The 20,371-nt window shown below is 61.9% G+C and carries 24 protein-coding genes and 1 pseudogene; 24 read left to right on the top strand and 1 reads right to left on the bottom strand.

All coding sequences use genetic code 11. The features are described 5' to 3' along the window. Nucleotides 1-63: 63 nt before the first annotated feature. From OKW39_RS03425 to OKW39_RS03405, 5 genes are all read left to right on the top strand, one after another. Complete coding sequence (locus OKW39_RS03425; RefSeq protein WP_429562065.1) at nucleotides 64-822, top strand: hypothetical protein; 759 nt, start codon at nucleotides 64-66, stop codon at nucleotides 820-822. Continuing rightward, nucleotides 819-1,817 carry a phosphoadenosine phosphosulfate reductase family protein gene (locus tag OKW39_RS03420; protein ID WP_429562064.1) on the top strand — a complete coding sequence of 333 codons (999 nt, stop codon included), beginning with the start codon at nucleotides 819-821 and terminating at the stop codon, nucleotides 1,815-1,817. Before OKW39_RS03425 ends, OKW39_RS03420 begins: the two co-directional genes overlap by 4 nt. Beyond that, nucleotides 1,787-2,923: a DUF1376 domain-containing protein gene (locus tag OKW39_RS03415; RefSeq protein WP_429562063.1), complete on the top strand. Its 1,137-nt coding sequence runs from the start codon at nucleotides 1,787-1,789 to the stop codon at nucleotides 2,921-2,923. The genes OKW39_RS03420 and OKW39_RS03415 overlap by 31 nt, the downstream gene beginning before the upstream one ends. Then, the gene (locus OKW39_RS03410) at nucleotides 2,920-3,141 is read left to right on the top strand and encodes a hypothetical protein (protein WP_429562062.1); all 222 of its coding nucleotides are present in this window, start codon (nucleotides 2,920-2,922) and stop codon (nucleotides 3,139-3,141) included. Before OKW39_RS03415 ends, OKW39_RS03410 begins: the two co-directional genes overlap by 4 nt. Nucleotides 3,142-3,367: 226 nt before the next feature. Then, the gene (locus tag OKW39_RS03405) at nucleotides 3,368-3,700 is read left to right on the top strand and encodes a hypothetical protein (protein WP_429562061.1); all 333 of its coding nucleotides are present in this window, start codon (nucleotides 3,368-3,370) and stop codon (nucleotides 3,698-3,700) included. A gap of 14 nt (nucleotides 3,701-3,714) precedes the next feature. Here OKW39_RS03405 and OKW39_RS03400 read toward each other — a convergent pair whose 3' ends face one another. Then, entirely contained in the window at nucleotides 3,715-3,981 is a 267-nt protein-coding gene (locus tag OKW39_RS03400; protein WP_429562060.1) for a hypothetical protein, read from the bottom strand. Nucleotides 3,982-4,013: 32 nt separating this feature from the next. Between OKW39_RS03400 and OKW39_RS03395 the strand changes: the two genes are divergently transcribed. The 19 genes and pseudogenes from OKW39_RS03395 to OKW39_RS03305 all read left to right on the top strand — a co-directional run bounded on the left by OKW39_RS03395 (nucleotide 4,014) and on the right by OKW39_RS03305 (nucleotide 20,301). Continuing rightward, nucleotides 4,014-4,496: a DUF1643 domain-containing protein gene (locus OKW39_RS03395; protein WP_429562059.1), complete on the top strand. Its 483-nt coding sequence runs from the start codon at nucleotides 4,014-4,016 to the stop codon at nucleotides 4,494-4,496. After that, entirely contained in the window at nucleotides 4,493-5,059 is a 567-nt protein-coding gene (locus OKW39_RS03390) for a Lar family restriction alleviation protein (RefSeq protein ID WP_429562058.1), read from the top strand. The genes OKW39_RS03395 and OKW39_RS03390 overlap by 4 nt, the downstream gene beginning before the upstream one ends. Next, nucleotides 5,056-5,523 carry a hypothetical protein gene (locus OKW39_RS03385; protein WP_429562057.1) on the top strand — a complete coding sequence of 156 codons (468 nt, stop codon included), beginning with the start codon at nucleotides 5,056-5,058 and terminating at the stop codon, nucleotides 5,521-5,523. The genes OKW39_RS03390 and OKW39_RS03385 overlap by 4 nt, the downstream gene beginning before the upstream one ends. A 21-nt stretch (nucleotides 5,524-5,544) precedes the next feature. After that, nucleotides 5,545-6,168, top strand: coding sequence for a DNA-binding protein (locus tag OKW39_RS03380; protein ID WP_429563446.1), 624 nt, complete (start codon nucleotides 5,545-5,547; stop codon nucleotides 6,166-6,168). Between the two features lie 159 nt (nucleotides 6,169-6,327). Beyond that, the gene (locus OKW39_RS03375) at nucleotides 6,328-7,749 is read left to right on the top strand and encodes a site-specific DNA-methyltransferase (protein ID WP_429562056.1); all 1,422 of its coding nucleotides are present in this window, start codon (nucleotides 6,328-6,330) and stop codon (nucleotides 7,747-7,749) included. Nucleotides 7,750-7,763: 14 nt separating this feature from the next. Beyond that, nucleotides 7,764-8,159 carry a hypothetical protein gene (locus tag OKW39_RS03370; RefSeq protein ID WP_429562055.1) on the top strand — a complete coding sequence of 132 codons (396 nt, stop codon included), beginning with the start codon at nucleotides 7,764-7,766 and terminating at the stop codon, nucleotides 8,157-8,159. Then, on the top strand, nucleotides 8,110-9,693 hold the full coding sequence (gene terL / locus OKW39_RS03365) for a phage terminase large subunit (RefSeq protein WP_429562054.1): 1,584 nt from the start codon (nucleotides 8,110-8,112) through the stop codon (nucleotides 9,691-9,693). The genes OKW39_RS03370 and terL overlap by 50 nt, the downstream gene beginning before the upstream one ends. Next, nucleotides 9,690-11,270 carry a DUF1073 domain-containing protein gene (locus tag OKW39_RS03360; protein WP_429562053.1) on the top strand — a complete coding sequence of 527 codons (1,581 nt, stop codon included), beginning with the start codon at nucleotides 9,690-9,692 and terminating at the stop codon, nucleotides 11,268-11,270. The genes terL and OKW39_RS03360 overlap by 4 nt, the downstream gene beginning before the upstream one ends. Nucleotides 11,271-11,458: 188 nt before the next feature. Further along, nucleotides 11,459-12,139 (top strand): phage minor head protein, encoded by a 681-nt coding sequence (locus tag OKW39_RS03355; protein ID WP_429562052.1) that lies wholly within the window; start codon nucleotides 11,459-11,461, stop codon nucleotides 12,137-12,139. Between the two features lie 59 nt (nucleotides 12,140-12,198). After that, nucleotides 12,199-12,531 (top strand): annotated as a pseudogene (locus tag OKW39_RS03350) (NUDIX hydrolase); the annotation flags it as partial. Between the two features lie 156 nt (nucleotides 12,532-12,687). Further along, on the top strand, nucleotides 12,688-14,064 hold the full coding sequence (locus OKW39_RS03345; protein WP_429563445.1) for a DUF2213 domain-containing protein: 1,377 nt from the start codon (nucleotides 12,688-12,690) through the stop codon (nucleotides 14,062-14,064). 27 nt (nucleotides 14,065-14,091) lie between these two features. Further along, nucleotides 14,092-14,982, top strand: a complete 891-nt coding sequence (locus OKW39_RS03340; RefSeq protein WP_429562051.1) for a phage cement protein — start codon at nucleotides 14,092-14,094, stop codon at nucleotides 14,980-14,982. Between the two features lie 81 nt (nucleotides 14,983-15,063). Then, entirely contained in the window at nucleotides 15,064-16,167 is a 1,104-nt protein-coding gene (locus tag OKW39_RS03335; protein ID WP_429562050.1) for a hypothetical protein, read from the top strand. Between the two features lie 72 nt (nucleotides 16,168-16,239). Next, complete coding sequence (locus OKW39_RS03330) at nucleotides 16,240-16,722, top strand: hypothetical protein (RefSeq protein ID WP_429562049.1); 483 nt, start codon at nucleotides 16,240-16,242, stop codon at nucleotides 16,720-16,722. Nucleotides 16,723-16,739: 17 nt separating this feature from the next. Then, nucleotides 16,740-17,174, top strand: coding sequence for a DUF4054 domain-containing protein (locus OKW39_RS03325; protein ID WP_429562048.1), 435 nt, complete (start codon nucleotides 16,740-16,742; stop codon nucleotides 17,172-17,174). Beyond that, complete coding sequence (locus tag OKW39_RS03320; RefSeq protein WP_429562047.1) at nucleotides 17,174-17,755, top strand: hypothetical protein; 582 nt, start codon at nucleotides 17,174-17,176, stop codon at nucleotides 17,753-17,755. Before OKW39_RS03325 ends, OKW39_RS03320 begins: the two co-directional genes overlap by 1 nt. After that, nucleotides 17,752-18,147, top strand: a complete 396-nt coding sequence (locus OKW39_RS03315) for a hypothetical protein (RefSeq protein ID WP_429562046.1) — start codon at nucleotides 17,752-17,754, stop codon at nucleotides 18,145-18,147. The genes OKW39_RS03320 and OKW39_RS03315 overlap by 4 nt, the downstream gene beginning before the upstream one ends. A 3-nt stretch (nucleotides 18,148-18,150) precedes the next feature. Then, entirely contained in the window at nucleotides 18,151-18,747 is a 597-nt protein-coding gene (locus OKW39_RS03310) for a phage neck terminator protein (protein ID WP_429562045.1), read from the top strand. A 63-nt stretch (nucleotides 18,748-18,810) separates the two neighbouring features. Then, nucleotides 18,811-20,301: a DUF3383 domain-containing protein gene (locus OKW39_RS03305; protein ID WP_429562044.1), complete on the top strand. Its 1,491-nt coding sequence runs from the start codon at nucleotides 18,811-18,813 to the stop codon at nucleotides 20,299-20,301. Nucleotides 20,302-20,371: the final 70 nt, after the last annotated feature.

The raw sequence follows: 20,371 nt of genomic DNA, 5'->3' as shown, positions 1-20,371 counted from the left end.
GGCAATCATGAGCGCCTGGATCGATAGATGTCACTTCGGCTCGGGACTTGTGCTGGAGGTCGCGTGATTCCCTACCACGGCACTCCCATTACACCAGCCACCGCCTCAGCGCGTGCTATCAGCGGCGGCCACGCGTTCGTCTCTTTCGAGCATCCCGAGCAACTTGGACTCGCGATCGACCTGTGTCAGTCCTTCGCGGTCGATAACGGGGCGTTCTCAGCATGGCGCGCCGGCCGTCCTGCGCGGGACTGGTCACGGTTCTATCGGTGGGTCGCTGAACTGCACAGGTACCCGTCTTTCGACTTCGCGGTTATCCCTGACGTGATTGACGGCGACGAGGCGGCGAATGACGCGTTGATCGCTGAGTGGCCGTGGCGCTTCCGTGCGCCGTGGATCGGTGCGCCGGTCTGGCATCTGCACGAAAGCCTCGAACGGCTTGAACGCCTTGCGTCAACGTGGCCGCGTGTCTGTCTTGGCAGCTCGGGCGAGTTCGCGAAGGTCGGCACCGCGGCCTGGTACACGCGAATGTCTGAAGCAATGGACGTCGTGTGTGACCGCGACGGACGCCCGGTGTGCAAGTTGCACGGGCTCCGCATGCTGAATCCAGACGTGTTCACGCGGTTCCCATTCGCGAGCGCGGACAGCACCAATATCGCCAGAAACATCGGAATGGATGGCGCGTGGCGCGGTCCGTACACGCCGCCGACGAAGGAATCGCGTGCGCAGGTAATGCGCGAACGGATCGAGATTTACCAGTCGCCAACGTTTTGGGAGCGCTCAACGGCGCCGATTCAGCAGGCATTTGCATTGGAGATCGCGTGAACGAGCGTCCGACACTCCACGTCGTCTCAATGTCCGGCGGCAAGGACAGCACGGCTACCGCTCTCGTCGCAATCGAATTGCACGGCCGGGAGAACTGCCGTTTCGTGTTCGCCGACACTGGCAATGAGCACGAATCGACCTACGAATACGCGCTCGACTATCTGCCGCGCGCTCTCGGTATAACAGTCGACGTGGTGCGAGCCTCGTTCGTCGACGAGTTCGCGACGAAGCGCGCGAATCTGGCGCGGATCGCAGCCGGCGAGCCAGAATCGGCGGTCTACGGGCGCCGGAAGTTTCGGTACCACTGGACACGGGAGCTCGCCGCAGGCGCGCTGGAAGTACTGCATCCGACCGGTATTCCGTTTCTCGATCTGTGCATGGTCCGTGGTGGCTTTCCCTCGCGCAAGCGCCAGTTCTGTACCGAATACCTGAAAACCGAACCACTGACCGAGTACGCGCTCGCGCGCATCGACGAAGGGTATGCGGTTTGGTCGTGGCAGGGCGTGCGAATAGATGAAAGCGAGTCCCGACGATCCAGGCTGCAGGGTACCGGTGCTTGTGTCCGAGCATTCGAAGTAGTCGGAGGCGGTCTCTCCATCTATCGACCGATTCTGCGTTGGAACGTGGGCAACGTCTTCGAAGCTCACGCGCTGGCCGGTATCGAACCGAATCCGCTGTACTTGCAGGGCATGACACGCGTCGGCTGCATGCCCTGCATCAACTGCTCAAAAGCTGAATTGGCCGCGATTGCGCGTCGATTCCCTCAACACGTCGCACGTGTAGCCGAATGGGAGCGAATCGTCTCGCTCGTCTGCCGTCGTGATTCCCCGGTGTCGTTTTTCCACCGAGGCACGCAGGGCCACGCCGGCCAGGCGACAACGATTCTGGAAGTCGTGGAGTGGGCCAAGACAACTTGGGGCGGCCGCCAATACGACTTACTCGCGGACGCGGCGCCGGCGACGGCATGCGCGTCTGCATATGGGCTGTGCGAATGAGAGAACTACCGGACCCGCTGACACCCGCGGATTGCGACCTACGCGACTTTGCGTTTATGCCGCTTGACGTTGTGCGCCTGCGTGACAGCGATATCGCCGCGCTATCTACCGGCGAGGAATTCCGCAGTGCCGTGCTGTTGTGGTGTGCGTCGTGGCATCAGGTTCCGGCGGCATCGTTGCCGGACGACGACCGCGTGCTATCGCAGCTGGCCGGCTACGGTCGAGTCGTGGCTGAATGGAAGAAGGTCCGAGAGGGTGCGTTGCGTGGCTGGATCAAGTGTTCTGATGGGCGCCTCTATCACCCGGTCGTCGCGGAGAAAGCGAACGAGTCGTGGCGCGCGAAGCACCGTCACGTCTACGGCAAACTTGAGGACCGTGTTCGGAAACAGAATAAGAAGCGCGTGGAAATCGGACTTGTTCCGCTGGAAATTCCGGATCTAGACACATGGATAGCAATGGGGTTTCCGATGGAACGCGATCTGTTTCCGGCGGAAAACTCCCAACCTTCCAGCGGAAAGGCAAAAGCGGCCAGAGGAAATCCACCGGAAAACGCTCTTAATGGACAGGGACAGGGAGAAGGATATGTAAACCCTAGCAGCAGCGGCATAACAACCGACAGTGGTTGCGCGTGCAATGGCGAGTCGCCGCCTGCCGCCGCTCTCGTCGAAGCGCTACGGAATAACGGCATCGCGGTTGACGATGACGACGCGCGGATCGAAAGCTGGCTCACGGTCGGCGCAACGCCAGTGGACGTCTCAACAGCCGTCGGCAAGGCGGTCGCGAGGCGCTCGAAGGCGGCTTCCTCGCAGCCGATCAACGTTGGGTTCATCGACTCCCTGCTCGGCGATGTGCTGGCTGCACGCCGCGCGGCATCTGCGGCGCCGACGGCATCGACGGGGCCATGGCATCGAAGCTGGTCGGGGATCGTTGCGTACGGTCGCGAGCTCGACGTCGAGCAGATGGACGGGGAGCCGGATGCCGAATTCAAGCTGCGCGTGTTCAACGCGGCCGGCGACGGGTCATGGTGGGCGGAACACTTTCCGGATGCGCGCCGGAACGGCCTTGTGCCGGTTAGCGCAGTTTTGCGCGGAGGTCACGCGTCATGAGCACGAAAACCGAAGAGCAAAAATTCTGGATCGTGTGGTGCCCGACTGGCGAGAAGCCGCCGAGCTTCCGGCACTTGAGCGCTGGCAGCGCCGTCGCGGAAGCCGAGCGGCTCGCGATCTCAAATCCGGGGCGCGAGTTTTTCGTGCTCGGGGCTGAAATGTCGTACTGCGCTGTCGCGATGCAGCGCGTCGAGTACTTCGACGGGATTCCGTTCTGACCATGACTTCCGATCCGAAGCATGGGCGCGCAAGCTCGTCGACGAATACGAGGCAGGGCGGCCGCCGAAGCCGACGAACGTCTACCGCGTAGCGTACGCCGCATTGGGACTGACGTTTCCCGAGGGTGCACACCCGACACATGCGGCGAATGTTCAGAAATGTTCAGGTGCATCGCAATCGGTGACGGATAGCAATTGATAACGGTTTTTAACGATTGGAGTGGTGATGATGGAAGCGAACCCTGTGGCAGTGCAGTCCGATGAGCGCGCGGCGTGCGACCAAGAAGAGATCGAACAGCAAGCATACAAGCGCGGCTTCAACGAAGGTCGCGCAATTGGGCGAAGCGAGGGCGAGGCAGTATCGCAAGCCACCGCTCCCCAAGCTGCCGCGACTGTGGCTCCGACAGGCGAGCCCATCGGAGCGCTCGCAATTCGTCTTGCGAAGAAGCACATGGTGGACAGCCAGAACGGCTACAAGCGTTTCACATGGCACGGCATCGTTAGCTTTGCACTGGACCTCCTGCGCGATGCCGCACCGACTACTGGAGAAAAGAAGTGAAGTTGAAAGAGATGTCACGGGCCGAACGCGCCGGCGGCCAAATCCTGCTCGAATTCGACCGTCCAGGCAGTGCCATGGCCGGCGTCGTAGATCCTGATTGTGTTGTTGATCAGCCGGGTCACTGTGACTTGTCGTCGGATCGCCCCAACAGTTCCGCGAGCAGGATACTGTTCTTCATCAAAGATAGTGAATTCGCCAATGTCGAATCCTTCAGCAGCCGCGGCGGCCGTCACATCATCTTGTTCGTCCTGCGGAAACTCATGAAACAAGTGCGTTGTCATGTCCGTCTCCCCATGATGAGAGGAATCCTAGCATGAGCGCGATTATCAGCCCTTGTGGTAGCTATCGATACTTGCTGAAGCGCCAGGCTGAATCAATGGCGCCGATGAAGTCGACCGCGTTGTTCTTGATGCTCAACCCGAGCACCGCAGACGCCAGCCTCGACGACCCGACTATTCGGCGCTGCCGTGGCTTCGCCAAGCTTTGGGATTGCAACGGCTTGGCCGTCGCGAACGTCTATGCGCTGCGCTCGACGAATCCGGCCGCCCTGTGGGCGCATCCCGACCCGGTCGGCCCCGACAACGACGACTACTTGTGGAACTTCGCCCGAGAGTGCGGCGACGTCGTATGTGCGTGGGGCTCGAATGCGAAGCCGGATCGTGCCGTGCGCGTCGCCAGCATTTTGACAGACGCAGGCGCACGTCTCTGGTGTCTCGGCACGACAAAAGACGGGTCGCCGCGTCATCCCCTTTACGTGCGCGCTGACCAGCCGCTTATCGAATGGAACCAACCATGACCCCATCCCACGACTGCGCGCAAGCGGTGAGCGACGAACTGAAGCCGTGCCCGTTTTGCGGCTCCGACGAAGTGACGATCGGTAGTTTCGGGTCGTCATATGTTGATCCACAGCATTACGTCCAGTGCGAAGAATGTGACGGTGCGACGATGCGGCACGCATCCGATGCCGCGGCAATCGCCGCATGGAACCGCCGCGCCGCTGCAAGCGCTCAGGCGACTGGGCAGGCGGGAGTGCCGGATGGCTGGAAGTTGGTTCCGGCCGAGCCGACCGACCAGATGACCTTCGTCGGACAGAGCCATCGCTACGATTCCGCATGGAGTATTGGGGCGATCTACCGCAAGATGCTTGCCGCCGCGCTCACCCCACCCCAGGATGGAGCGCCGATCAGGGATGCGGCAATTCTTCGCGAGGCTCTGCAAGAGTTGTCGAACATGTACGGGTCTACGTGGGATCGAGTCGACGGTGCGCTCGTCACGTTTGATGTTGAGCGCTTCGAAGCAGCGCACGAGAAAGCGCGTGACGCCCTGTCTCAACAGCCAGCGCTGCGAGGTGAGGGATGAGCACGACGCGCCGCTCGAGCGCCACGCGCATTCGCAAAGAGATCTCGAACGCGGCGCGCGTGCTGGTGTCATCCACGCCGGCACCACTTGAGCAGGCGATTCGCCAGATGGTCGGCGCCGCGCCGAAGCGGAAAGCACCAGCGCCGCCCAGCGCCATCGAGGAACTGTTCGCGCTGCACGTGCGCGCCGACAAACTCCCAGCGCCGACGCGCGAGTATCAGTTCGACCCGCTGCGCAAGTGGCGTTTCGATTTCTGCTGGCCCGAGCAGCGCGTCGCGGTTGAGGTCGAGGGCGGCATTCATTCCGGCGGCCGGCATACGCGCGGCGCCGGGTTCGAGCAGGACGCACGGAAGTATCTGGCCGCGACGCTCGCCGGCTGGCGCGTGGTGCGCGTCACGGGAAAGATGGTCCGCGACGGTTCGGCGATCGCAGCGGCGCGTGAGCTGCTGACGCGGCAAGGGTGAGGATCTACGGGAGTGCAGATGATGGACGAGATTCAGTTCAAGAGCGCGTTCGACGCGGTGCGATTCGCGCTTTGCTATTCGACGCAGCAATATGGCGAAACGATGATGGCCAAGCGACTGAAGGGCGAGTCGGTCGAGAAGGGCATGGGGCTCGTCGGGCTGGACGGTGCGGGCCAGTCCGGTCAGATCCGCCGAGAAATGTGGGAGCTGCCTGATCTGCATCTCGCGGTGCTGATCGCCCGAACAGCACCGCACGACACCCCGTGCAGCTGCGGCCGGCCATGCTGCAGCAAGCGCCGTCCGAACGAGGAGTGGCGCGCGGCAATCACCTGGCTTACCGAGGCGTCCACCGCGTTCGTGTCGGGCTTCTCGCATTACCGCGTGCGGCGGACGATTATCGAGAACATCTTCACGTCGAAAAAGCAGCGGAAGAGCCTGAACGACATTGCAGATGAGTGCGGTGCTCACCGGAACACGGTCAGTGCCCAGAATTCCGCAGTACGCAGATGGATCGAGGGCAGCAGGAAAGCCGGTCGGAAAGGCAGCGAGAAAAGCGACGAAAAAGGCGTCGAAGAGGTCGCGTGGGCTGCAATGGAGCGGCGTTTTGGCGAACTTCGATTGCTGGAGACTGCCGTGACGGCTTGACGCGGTGCATTTCGTGCACAATAATCCGCAGTATTCGATACACGTCATACGTGCGACCAAAAGCCCGCTGAGCGCAAGCCAGCGGGCTTTTTCGTTGCTGCGCGCGATTCGTTTTACGGGTTTTTTTCCCCTATCAAATAGGGGCGATGGAGGAAAGAAATGTCCGAGAACCGCGCCTGGCCCGCCGATCAGGTGAAACGCTGGCCGATCAAAAAGCTGGTGCCCAGTGCAAGAAACGCTCGCACGCACAGCGACGCGCAGATCGCACAGATTGCGGCGTCGATCCGCGAATGGGGTTGGACGATCCCGATCCTTGTCGATGAGGACGGCAATCTCATCGCGGGGCACGGTCGTGTGCTGGCTGCTCGCCAGCTAGACCTCGAGTCGGCGCCCACGATGGTCGCGCGTGGTTGGACTGAGGCGCAGAAGCGGGCGTACATGCTCGCGGACAATCGGCTTGCGGAGGTTGCTGAGTGGGATGATGAACTCCTCCAGATCGAATTGCGCGACCTCCAGTCGATCGACTTCGATATACGTCTCGCAGGTTTCGATGAGTTATACATCGCCCACGAGCAAGTCGTTGGCGGTGATGAGACGGCGGAGCCGGACATCGATCTTCGGGCGACGGCGGTGACCATGCGCGGAGATCTTTGGCGCATGGGCGATCACTGCCTGTTGTGCGGCGACTGTCGTAGCTGCGAGGACGTTGACCGGGCCTTGCAAGGCCGTCACATACAGGTCGCGTTTACGTCACCTCCCTATGCGCAACAGCGAGTCTACGACCCGAGCAGTGGATTCGAACCCATCAAGCCGTCTGAATACGTGCGCTGGTTCGCGCCCGTTGCAGCGAACGTAGCCCGCCACATCAACGCTGACGGAAGTTGGTTCGTGAACATCAAGGCCGCTGCGGAGGGGCTTGATACCGAGTTGTACGTTTTCGACCTTGTGCTCGCGCACGCCAGGGAATGGGGGTGGCATTTCGCCACAGAGTTTTGCTGGGAGCGCAACGGTGTGCCGAAGCAGGTCGTGCGCCGCTTCAAGAATCAATTTGAGCCCGTCTATCAGTTCGCGCGTGGTGACTGGAAGATGAGGCCCGAGCGGGTCCAGCAGGCTTCGGACGATGTGCCGAAAGCCATCGGAAAGGGGGCGGGCAACACGACGTGGGCGCAGAACGGAAGTCTGTCAAATGCAGCCGCGCAGGGAATCCCGGGCCACGAGTGGTTTGAAGGGAGAACATCCCCCGGCCTTGCCTATCCGGGTAACAGGCTGCCGACATTCGCCTCGACCCATCAGGCGACTGGCCATCCAGCTGCATTTCCTGTCGGCCTACCCAAATGGTTCACGTTGGTCTACAGCGACCCCGGCGAGGTTGTATTCGACCCGTTTTGCGGAAGCGGATCGACGATCCTCGCAGCGACGCACGCGGAGCGCTGCGGAGTTGGCGTCGAGCTTGCGCCTCGTGACGTTGACTTGGCAATCCTGCGGTGGGAGGCGACTACAAAAGGTCACGCCATGCTCGAGGAAACCGGAGAGACCTTCGATCAGGTACGAGAGCGCCGATTGAATAACGCGACAACATAGAGCTCAAATTCGATATGTCAAGGAATGGGCGCCCGCCGTACGAGCCGACGGATGGTGACCGGCAGAAGGTGAAGACGCTCGTCGGCATCGGCGTGCCCCAAGCCGACATCTGCAAGGTCATGCAGATCAGCAAGCCGACGCTTCGGAAGCACTTCAAGAGCGAGATCGAAACGGGGCAGCTCGAAGCAGATATCGCGCTGCGCCAGAGCCTGTTCCGCATGGCGACGTCCAAGACGAAGCCCGCTCCGGGCGTCGCGATCTTCCTTGCGAAGGTGCGCTTGGGTATGAAGGAGCCGCCGCAAAGTGTCGAGTTGACGGGTAAGGACGGTGCGCCCGTCGAGAACAGGACCACGGTCGTGAATGAAGATGCAGTCAAAGCCGTTGTCCAGAAGCTCGAAGAGAAGTACTGAGGCGGAGCTTGAGCGTTGCGTAACCAAGGCGAAATGCGAAGAAAGTCACCTGTTCTTCAGCAGGTTTTTTTTCAAGCACCGGCAGGGCATCAAGTTTCGTGTCAATTGGCACCACGTCCTGATCGCCGACACGGTCGAACGCGTGATTCGCGGCGAGCTGAAGAACGTCGTCATTAACGTGCCGCCGGGCTCGTCGAAGACCGAGTTGGTCGCGATCAACCTGATTGCCCGCGGCCTCGCGCTAAATCCGCGTGCGCGCTTCCTGCACATCTCGTATTCCGACGACCTAGCGCTGCTCAACAGCGAGACGGCGAAGGAGATCGTCGCATCGGACGAATATCAGGCGCTGTGGCCTCTGACCATCGCTGACGACGCGAAGTCGAAGAAGCGCTGGAACGTGATGGCCGACGGCCGGAAAGCGGGCGGCGTGTACGCGGTCTCGCTTGGCGGCCAGATCACCGGCTTTCGTGCCGGCCACATGGCCGAGGGCTGGCAGGGCGCGATCATCATCGATGACCCGCTGAAGGTCGAGGACGCGTACAGCAAGCCGGCGCGCAACAAGGCCAATCGCAGGCTGATTTCGACGGTCAAGAGCCGGAAAGCAACTCCGGACACGCCGATCATCGTCATCATGCAGCGGCTGGCCGAGGAGGACCCGACCGGCTTCATCAGATCCGGAAAGGTGCCGGGCGACTGGGAGTACATCGAGATCCCGGCGCTGATCGACGACGCCTATGTCGAGACGTTGCCCGAGCACATTCAGGAGCTCGTCGACAGCGACGAGCGCGACGAACACGGCCGTTTTTCGTACTGGCCGTACAAGGAGCCGCTGGACGATCTGCTCGCCACGGAGAAGGCTGACCGGTTCGTGTTCTCGGGCCAGTATCAGCAGCGGCCGACGCCGCTCGGCGGCGGGATTATTCACGGTGCCAAGTTCGGCCGCTATGAGGTGCTGCCGCGCCTGCGGTACCGGAAGGTGTACGCGGACACCGCGCAAAAAACCGAGGAGCGCCACGACTACAGCGTGCTCGAGTGTTGGGGCCACGGTTACGACAACCACATCTACCTGATCGACCTGGTGCGAGGGAAGTGGGAAGCGCCCGAGCTCAAACGGCGCGCGAAGGACTTCTGGAACAAGCACGCTGCCATCGGCGCGGGCGACCCCGATGCGCCAGTGCTGCGTCAGATGGTTGTCGAGGACAAGGCGAGCGGTACCGGTCTGATTCAGGAAGTGAAGACCGAGGGCGGCGTGCCGGTGGTGGGCATTGGCCGCGACAAGGACAAGCTCACGCGGGTGATGGACGTCGTGAGTCATATCGATTCGGGGAACGTCTACGTGCCGCTCAACGCGCCGTGGGTGAACGACTTTATTGGCGAGTGTGAAGCATTCACACCCGACGACACGCATGAGCACGATGACCAGATTGATCCGATGGTGGATGCAATCGCCGACATGCTGGGTGGAGCGGGGCCGATGGTGGTCAGCGCGGACACAGTCAAGCAATTTGCCCGAATGGGTCGAACACGTACATGAACCGCAGGCAACGCAAGAAAAACCGCATGGCGGAGCAGGTGAGCCAGAACGCGCCGGCCGAGCAGGTGAAGGCCATCGCGATGAAGGTATCGGCCGAGGCCGTCCTCGCGATGCGCGCGAAGTCGCCGACGCGTAAGAAGCCATCCAGCCGCAACGTCTTCCGGCCGTACGAGCCGATGAAGGGCGTGCTGCCGACAGGCGACACTGGCGCGCGCATCGCGATGGATGCGGCGTTCGACGCGAATGCCGCGTCGGCGATGGGGCTGCTCGAGAACGTCAATGCTGCCTTCGGCGAAGGCTATGCGTTCCCCGGATTCGCCACGCTGGCGAACTGGGCGCAAATCCCTGAGTTCCGCAAGCCCGCCGAGGTGTATGCGCGCGAGATGACGCGCAAGTGGATCAAGATTCAGGCGACGGGGGAGAAAGACAAGTCCGACAAGATCAAACAGATCGAGGCGGAGTTCAAGCGTTTGAACGTTCGCGCGAAGATGCGCGAGGCGATCGAGCAGGACGGGTTTTTCGGTCGCTCGCAGATCTACATCGACCTCGGCACAGGGTCGGGGCCCGACGCGCGCGACGAATTGAAAACGGAACTCGTCGAGTCGCCGGTCAAGGTCGGCAAAGGCTCGATCAAGCGCCTAACCGTGATCGAGCCGATCTGGACATATCCGAACCGGTTCAACGCCAACGATCCGCTCGACCCGACGTTCTACAAGCCGGAAAGCTGGTTCGTGATGGGTAAGGAAATTCATTCGAGCCGCCTGCTGACAATCGTCTCGCGTGAGGTACCGGACATTCTGAAGCCAGCGTACGCCTTCGCCGGCTTGTCGCTCACGCAGATGATGAAGCCCTATGTCGATAACTGGCTCCGCACGCGGCAGTCGGTGTCGGACCTAATTCATGCATTCACGGTGTGGACGCTTGCGACAGACATGGCGCAAGTGATCGCAGGCGGTGGCGCGGAAAACTTTTACAACCGCATGGAGATTTTCAATCTCGCGCGCGACAACCACGGCGTGAACGCGATCAACAAAGACACCGAGGAATTCAGCAACGTGTCGGCGCCCCTCGGCGGCCTCGACAAGCTGCAGGCGCAGTCGCAGGAACAGCAGTGCGCACCATCCGGGCTTCCTTTGGTGTACCTCACCGGCATCACGCCGGCCGGCCTGAACGCTTCCAGTCAGGACGAGATCGAAGTATTTCAGGACACCATTGCGGCGAATCAGGAAATATACACGCCGCACGTGTCGAAGATTCTCAACCTCGTGCAGCTGTCGCTGTTCGGCGAGATCGACCCGGAAATCGGGTTCGCCTGGAACCAACTCAAGGTCATCACCGAGGAGCAGAAGGCGAACATCCGCAAACTCAACTCGGAGACGGACCGGAACGATATCGAGGCTGGCGTGCTTTTCCCCGTAGAGCGCCGCACGCGTATCTCGAACGAGGAGGATTCGCCGTATCCGGCGCTTGATCTCGACCGTGAACTGCCGGAGCCCGTCACCGAGAGCGGTCGACCGGGCCCGAACGAGTTCGGGCTGGAGGAGCACGAGAACCAGCCGCAGATGGTGCCAGCATGACGCGCGCGCCGGCACGCCGGCGGTCGATCGTGCTTGGCGCCATACACCCGAACGCGGGACTCGAAGCGGCATACCGCCGGAAGCTCGAAGCGCTCGTCGACGAGATGCACGCGAGCCTGCTGTACTGGCTACGGGCTAGCTACCGCGCTAACTCGCCGGAGATCGCCCAGGACGCAATGAGTCCTGCGATGGCGCTGCGCGCGGCCATGCGCAAGCTGGCGATCCGGTGGTTGAAACGCTTTGACGAAGCCGCGCCGGAACTGGCTAAGTATTTCGCAACGAATGCCACCGCGCGCGTCGACAGCTCATTGAAGTCGATCCTGAAGCGCAGTGGATTTGCCGTCGAGTTCACGATGACGCGCGAGGCCAACGACGTAATGCAGGCGACGATCGGCGAGCAAATCGGCCTGATCAAATCGATCGCGTCGCAGCATTTGAGCGAGGTCGAAGGGCTGGTGATGCGCAGCGTCTCGACCGGACGCGATCTCGGAACCCTGACGAATGAGTTGCAGCAGCGGTACGGGGTGACGCGGCGGCGCGCGGCTCTGATCGCGCGTGACCAGAACAACAAGGCCACAGCAACGATTACACGGGTGCGGCAACGGTCGCTCGGCATCACGCAGGCGAAATGGTTGCACAGCCACGGCGGAAAGGAACCGCGCAAGTCGCACCTGGAAGCAGACGGGAAGATCTTCGATATAGACAAGGGAATGCTGATCGACGGCGAATACATCTTTCCCGGGCAGTTGATTAACTGCCGTTGCGTGTCGCGGTCGATCCTGCCTGCGCTCACGCTCAGCGACACCGGTACCGCCTCACGTCCGCTGCTCGCTTCGACGATCAAAGCCGCGACGGCGGACGCCGATTAGCGCGCACACCATCCAACAGTAAGGTTCAGACAGCTCGCCTCGTGCGGGCTTTTTTTCGCATGGGAAAGAAAGCATCGATGGCAGCAGACGAGCGCATCAAGGGCGCCGGCATCTGCCTGCTGACGCCGCAGCGCGAAGCGTTGTTTCTGCTGCGCAGCTCAACGTCTAACCATCCGGGCGAATGGGATTTTCCGGGCGGCAAGTCGGACGGCAGCGAAACGCCCGAACAGACGGCAATTCGCGAAACGCGCGAGGAAATCGGCGCGATGCCGTATGGCGAGCTTGGATTGATGAGCAGCGTCGAAGACCTCGACGGTGTGGACTTCGTGACGTTCCGCATGAACGTCATCCGGAAGTTCAAGCCACGGTTGCAGGTCGAGGAGCACTCCGCGTTCCGCTGGGCTCCACTCGACAATCCGCCGCAGCCGCTTCACCCCGGAGTAAAGGAAACGATCGAGACGTCGGTCGGAGCGCGCACCGCCGCGGATAGCGTGCGCGGCCTGGCGTTCGATCGCGCGAGCGTGCGAACCGTCGATCAGGACGGCCGCATGCGCATCGAGGTCAGCCACATCTCGAAAGCGATGGTCTGCCCGTACCGCGGCGACGAGATCGTCGGTTACGAGGAGCTCGGGCTCGATCCGAATCGCGCGTACATGCTGCTGCGCGATCCGGATGAACTGGCGAAGTCGGTGCCGACGTGGAACAGCGTGCCGTTGCTCAACGATCACGTGCCGGTGAGTGCTGAGGACCACAGGCCGGAATGCGTTGTGGGCGCGACCGGCACCGACGCCGCGTTCAACGCGCCGTATCTCGACAATTCGCTCGTCATCTGGGTGCAGGACGCCATTCGCGGCGTCGAGTCAGGCGAGCAGCAGGAAATCAGCTGCGCGTACTACTACAAAGCCGACATGACGCCCGGCGAGTATGAAGGCGTCGCTTACGACGGGGTCATGCGCGACATCCGCGCGAACCACGTGGCGCTGGTGCGCAAGGGCCGTGCGGGCCCCGATGTGCTGGTTGCCGATTCAATCAACCCGATGGGAGTTACGACAGTGAGCAAGTCTCTCAGTAAGAAAGCTGTTATGGCGAAGGGGGCCTTGCTGGCTGTCCTGAAGCCAAAGATCGCCGCGGATGCGGCCCCCGACCTGAATGCGAATCTGAGTGCGATTCTGGCGGGCGTGAAGCGAAGCAACTGGCTGGCGAAGAAGCCGACCATTGCTTCGGCGATCAAGCCGCTGCTGGCCAAGGATGCCGATATCGAAGACGTGATCGAGCTGCTCGACACGCTCGACGGCGAAAAGGTCGATGACGACGAGGTCGCTGCCGACGATGTTGATCCGAAGATTGAGGGGATTCTCTCCCTGCTTCGCGGCAAGATCAGCGACGAGGATCTCGCGCAGGTTCAGGCGATGCTGACCGCGGCGCCGGCTGCGACGGACGAAACGAACGGCGCGGGGGCAGCCCAGGGCGGGGCGGCCGCGAACCCGACGGCGAACGACAATCCGCCGCAAACCCCCGGCGCAGCCAACGCGACTCCGGGCGATCAGACCAATAAGGAGGAAAACCCGATGAACCGAGCGGCTATGGACAAGGCGATCAAGGTGGCCGTCGATGCCGCGCGAGCGGAGACCGAGCAGGCCACCATCGCGCGCCTGCGCGCGATTCAGGAGGCCGAGGAAGCGGTGAAGCCGTACGTCGGCAAGCTCACCGCCATGGACAGTGCCGACGGCGTCTACAAGGGCGCACTTGAGGTGCTGAAAGTGGACATCAAGGACGTCCACCCGAGCGCCTACAAGGCAATCCTGCTCGCCCAACCGAAACCGGGCGGCGAGCAGCCGCGGCACCGCATCGCGGAAGATTCGGCGATCGCACCGCCAAACGACATGGAAGAGGTTTTTCCGAACGTCCACCGCCTCGGCCGCTAACCCTCGGTCCCATCTCAGGAGCAGATTATGAGTTTTCCCCGACAGGTAAATGTGCAGGCGGCGCCGGCAGTACTCGGCGACTTCTGCGACTCGAACCCGCGAGCGACGGTGAACGCGGGCGAAGCCGCGCTGATTGCCGGTGGCAACGGCGTGACGGTCGGCCGCTTCGCCTGGCTGGATCCGGTCGATCCACGACGCGTGAACAGCTATGGCGCGGGCGAGCCCTCGGGCTTCGTTCGTCGCGATCAGCAGGCACTGATCACCGCGTTCCTCGCCGAGTATGGCCTCGTGATGCCGGTGGGCTCTCCGATCACGCTGTTCAGCGCGGGTGGCTTCTGGGTTCGCAATGACGGCGACGCAACGAGCGCTCGCGACCAGCCGGCGTACGCGAACAATTCGACGGGTCAGATCCGCTTCGACAAGAACTGGGCGGGCGCGAGCGTCACCGGGCAAATCGATCCGAACGTCGTCACCGGATCGATCGAAGGCAACACGCTTACGGTGACGGCAGTTACGTCTGGCGTGCTGAGCGTCGGGCAGACGATCAGCGGCGAGGGTGTCGCCGATGGCACGGAGATCATCGGTGTGGACACGGACGGCACGTACGCGGTGAGCATTGCGCAATCGATCGACTCGACTGAGATCACCGGTTCTGGCGGCACGCTGACCGTGACCGATGTCGACTCGGGCGAGATTGGTGTCGGAGACGCCATTACTGGCGCGAGCGTGGCCGATGGCACCGCGGTGATCGGGCAGTTGACCGGCATGGGCGGCGCGGGTACGTACGCGGTCAACATCGGGCAGACGGTCGCATCGGAGGCGATGGAAACGATCGGCGGCACGAAAACGAAATGGGTCGCGGCGTCTGCCGGCGCTCCCGACGAACTCGTGAAGATGACGACCTGGCTGCGAGGCTAAGGCACTTCACACGCTTACGGACAACCATCAACGCAGCAGTGGCGCCTTCGGGCGCCTTTGTTTTTGCTCGAGGAATTCACCATGGCCAAAAAAATGGCGTATGACATGGCGCCGCACGACCAGCGTGTCGCGCTCGACTATCACCGAACCCGCTGGGGCATCAACTTTCCCGGCTCGCAGGCGTTCTGCCGTCCCGAATGGAAAGAGGACATCAATCTGGCGATGGACGCGCAGCCGGAATTGATCACCACGCCGAACTCGGGCATTCCGGCATACCTCACGTTCTATACGGACCCCGACATTCTGCAGATTCTCACCGCACCCAACGAGGCGGCGGAGATCTTCGGCGAGGAGAAGAAGGGCGAATGGACATCGTCCGCGCTGATCTTCCCGGTGGTCGAACGCACGTACGAGGTGTCGAGTTACGGCGACTTCAACAACAACGGTCGTGCCGGTATCAACACGAATTTTCCGCAACGGCAGCCGTATCTCTATCAAACCATCGTCGAATACGGTGAACTGGAGATCGCGCGCGTTGGGCTCGCGAAGATCGGTTTCGTTGCCGAGCAGAAACAGGCGGCGATCGACGGCCTGAACAAGTTCGGCAACCTGACCTACTTCCGCGGCGTCGACGGCCTGCAGAACTACGGTGCGTTGAACGATCCTTCGCTGCACGAGGCGATCACACCGATTCCGAAGGCGAACGGCGGCGTCGCGTGGCTGAATGGCACGTCGATCAATGCCAGCGCGAACGAGATTTTCGAGGACGTCCAGGCGCTCGTGATCCAGCAGATCAATCAGTCCGCAGGCCGCATCAACACGAAGTCGCGATTCGTTCTCGGCATGTCGCCGAGCCGTGAAGGCGCGATGACCGCAACGAACACCTTCAACGTGAACGTGGCGGACCTGCTGAAGAAGAACTTCCCGAATCTGACGGTCAAGACAGCTATGCAGTACGGAGCGCTTTCGCCGCAGAACCCGCAGGGGTCTGCCATCGGCGAGATCGTTCAGTGCTGGTGCCCGGACGCCGGCGGTCAGAACTCCGGTTACTGCAGCTTCAACGCAAAGCTGTGGGCAGGCCCCGTGGTGCCGGGACTTTCCTCGTGGAGTCAGAAGATGGCTCAAGGGTCGTCGGGCTTCATCCTGCGCCAGCCATTTGCGATGTCGACGATGGTCGGCGCGTAACGACCGAGCATTTGACCGATTTGAGCAATTCGCGCCCGGCGTGCCCGGGCTTTTTTATTTCCGGAGAGAAATGTGGCCACCGAAGAATCCACCAACACCCTTAGGAAGGGCAACAACGTAGCGTCTACCGCCGTCGTGAGTGTCGCGTCCAAATTGCCGATGGATCTGACCATGCGGCTCTACGATTTCCGCGAGCGCAATGAGCCGGTCATGGGCGGCGGCGTGCGCACGTACAAGATCGCCGAACCGCGCCGCGGAGCGAAGACGTTCAAGATTCAGGGGAATTCGTTCCCGCAGAACCAAGGGCCGCACCAGCAGATCGAATTCGGCTATGCGATCACCCGCGGCATCCCGAAAGCGTTCTGGGAGGAGTGGCTCGAGCAGAACAGCGAGGCGGACTTCATCGTCAACGGCATGATCTTCGCGCACGTCGAGCACGCGAGCACGCTGGCCGAGGCGCGCGAAAAAGAAAAGATGAAGTCGAATGTCGAGCGTCTCGACCCGGCCAACCTGCCGAAAGGTCTGTCCACCTCCGACATGAAGCGGGCGACCTGATCATGGTTTGCGTTGGCGTGGTTCAGTTCTCATACGCCCGCTGGAGCACGCGCTATCCGGAACTCGCACGGTGGGTCAGCGCCGAGCTGGCGCAGGAGTACTTCAAGGAGGCACAGCTCTACTGCGATAACAGTCCGCAGAGCATTGTGCGCGATCTGTGCGAGCGCGCGCTGCTGCTCAACATGGTGACGGCACATATCGCGGCCTTGAACGCCCCGCTGAACGGCCAGGCTTCGTCGCTACTCGTGGGCAGGATCGGTGGCGCGACAGAGGGCAGCGTGTCGGTGCAGACGCAACTCGATCTGCCGGCGGGCAGCGCGCAGTGGTACGCGCAGTCGAAATATGGGCTGGCGTTCTGGCAGGCGACAGCGAAGTACCGCTCGATGCGCTACGTGCCGGGCCCGGCGCCGATCGTCAACCCGTGGAGCGGGCGCGGCGGGTGGAGGTGGTGATGGCAGGCAAGGCATTTTCGGGTGGCGAGAAGCTCGAGGCATACCTGCGCGAGCTCGCGGCCAAGATCGCGCAGCCGGGCACGCTGGAAGTCGGATTCATGGAGGACGCGACCTATCCCGATGGCACGCCTGTCGCGCTGATCGCCGCGATGAACGAGTTCGGCGGCGATGTGACGATCCCCGAGCACGAAGTCACGTTGCACCGGAAGGTCAACAAGGAGGGGGATTTCCTGAAGGGCGGCCGGTTCGTGAAACACGCGCAATCGAACTTCGAGACGACTCACCTCGTGCCCGAGCATACCGTGACGATCCCACCGCGACCGTACTTCCGCGGCATGGTCCAGAAGGAAAGCGGGCACTGGGGCAGCGACATAGGCAAGTTGCTGAAGGCCAACGACTATGACGCGCCGCTCGCGCTCGCGCAGATGGGCGAATTGATTCAGGGCGAGTTGCAGGAATCGATTCGCGACTTTTCCGACCCGCAAAACGCGTCATCAACCATCGCACAGAAAGGGTTCAACGACCCGCTAATCGAAAGTGGGCACATGATGAACAGCACGAGCCACCGGGTGACAAAATGAATTTGCATAACATCGTCTCAGGCGCGATTGGCACCGTCAATCCGTTCGTCGAGGTGACGCTAAAGCGCAGCACCGGCTATGCGACCGCGGCCGACGGGAAGCGCACTCCGGACTATTCCGAGTCGGGCGAAACGGTGCAGGTGCAGGCGCTCAGCGCGGCCGAGCTCCAGCAGCTCGACGGGCTCAACATTCAGGGCGTGTTGCGCAAGGCCTACCTGAATGGTGACTGGCGCGGCGTATACCGGCGCGACAACCAGGGCGGTGACCTTTGTGTCTTCGCCCTTGCGGATTCTGTGCCGCAGTCCCTGCAGGGCACCACGTGGAAGGTCGTTCAGGTCATGGAAACGTGGGCCGACTGGTGTGCGCTCGCTATCCAGTTGCAGATGGACTGACCGATGCGCGCAGAACTTTCCTTCACGGAATCCGAGGCGCTCGCCGCGCTGCGCGCGTTCCTGCTCGGCATCTTGGCCGATGGTATCGAGGTCGTGCAGGGACAGGACAACCGGGTGTCCGAGCCGCAATCTCCTGACTTCGTCGTGATGTGGCCACTGTTGCGCGATCGCCTCGCGACGAACGTCACGCGGTATAGCGACGGGTTTCCCGCCGCACCGTCCGTGAAGCAGGTGTCGCAGTCGACACGGCTGACGGTGCAACTCGACGTGCACGGCCCGGCAAGCGCCGACAACGCACAGATCATCACGACGCTGTTTCGCGACTCATACGGCGTCGATGCACTGGCCGCATCCGGCATCGAGATCGCGCCGCTTTACACAAGCGAAGCGCGACAGGTGCCGTTTCGCAATGCCGAGAACGAGGTCGAGCGCCGATGGACGATCGACCTTCAATTACAGATCAAGCCTGTCGTCACGGTTGCGCAGGAATTCGCAGACAGCCTGGAAATCGGCACCGCGGGCAACCCGGTAACGGCTGAAACTACGGTCCGACAGGCGTGGAACGGCCTGATCAATGTCGACCGTCTAGCGCATAAGTAATCGTCATCGTCTCTGCACACAGAGCCACCTTCGGGTGGCTTTTTTATTGTCATTGGAGCACCCATGACCCAAGCTATTCCCATCTCGCAGATCGTGAGGGTGTTGCCGAGCGTGCTTAGCGCTTCGGGCAACGCCGTCAACCTGAACGGTCTGATTGTGTCGCAATCGGCGGCAATTCCGAACGGACAGGCGATTCCCTTCGCCATCGCTGATGACGTTGCCAGTTACGCCGGTGCGCAGTCCATCGAAGCCGAAATGGCGAACATCTACTTCCGCGGGTTCACGAACGGCACGAAGACGCCGGGCACCCTGTATCTCGTTCGATTCAACGAGCAGGCGGCATCCGGGTCGATGCGCGGCGCGTCGCGCGCCTCGATGACGCTCGACGAGCTGAGGGCTGTGAGCGGGACGTTCAGCATTGTGATCGACGGCGTGCAGAAGGACGCTAACGTGGATCTGTCGGACGTCACCAGCTTCTCCGATGCCGCGCAGACTTTGGGCGCGGACCTGGCTGCTGATGTGACTTTCGACTCGCTGCGTCAGGCTTTTGTCGTCACGAGCGGCACGACCGGCGCGTCGTCGTCAGTCACGAGTCCCGGCGGGCTACCAGTACCGGGCTCGCCTGCCGATGTGCTCGGCCTGACGACAGCAGCAGGTGCCACGGTTTCTCCCGGCGCAGATGCGGACGACCCCGGAACGTTCATGGCGAACCTCGTCGACCGACTGACGCAAAATTGGGCCCTGTTCACGACGACGTGGGAACCGGAGACGGCCGATAAAACGGAGTTTTCGAAGTGGGCGAATAGCACTGGCGAGCGGTTCGCGTATGTCGGGTACGACTCCGATCCGAATGCGAAGGTGGCGGGTTCGACGACGACGTGGGGCTACGCGGTGAAGCAGGCGGAAATGGAAGGCACTGTGCCGCTGTTCGGTGACCACACGCACGCCGCGTTCATCCTCGGGTTCGCGGCGTCGCTCGATTTCGACCGCCGCAATGGTCGCGCGACGCTCGCGTTTCGCACGCAGTCGGGCTTGTTGCCGGCGGTGAACAGCGCGTCCGATGCGCTCGCGCTGAAGGCAAACGGCTACAACTTCTATGGCGTATACGCGAACTCCACCGCATCGTGGAACTTCATGTACGCCGGCGTGATTTCGGGCACCTGGGCTTGGCTCGATAGCTTCCTCAACCAGATCTGGCTGAACGCAAACCTGCAGTTGGCGATGGTCCAACTGCTCATGTCGATCAATTCGCTGCCCTACAACCCGCAGGGGGATTCGCTGGTCGACGCCGCGTGCCTCGACCCGATCAGTAAAGCGCTCAACTACGGTGCGATCCGCACCGGTATCGAGCTCTCGTATTCCGAGGTCGCACAGATCCAGAACGCACTCGGTTTCGACGCTTCGATGACGATTCAGGCGAAAGGCTTTTACCTCTACATCGCCCCGGCGACGGCGGATATCCGCGCTGCGCGCGGGAGCCCGCCGATGACTCTTTACTACACAGATGGCGAGAGCATGCAGGCGCTCGACCTCGCGAGCGTCTGTGTGGTGTGACGCCGACCGAACCACGTAACGGTTCCGCTTACGCATTTGGAAGCCGCCTTCGGGCGGTTTTCGCTTTTTT

The sequence above is a fragment of the Paraburkholderia sp. MM6662-R1 genome (genome assembly GCF_050436245.1).
Classification (GTDB): Bacteria; Pseudomonadota; Gammaproteobacteria; order Burkholderiales; family Burkholderiaceae; genus Paraburkholderia; species Paraburkholderia tuberum.
Note: the sequence above shows the minus strand (reverse complement) of the source record. Positions and strands in the feature narration are given on the sequence as shown.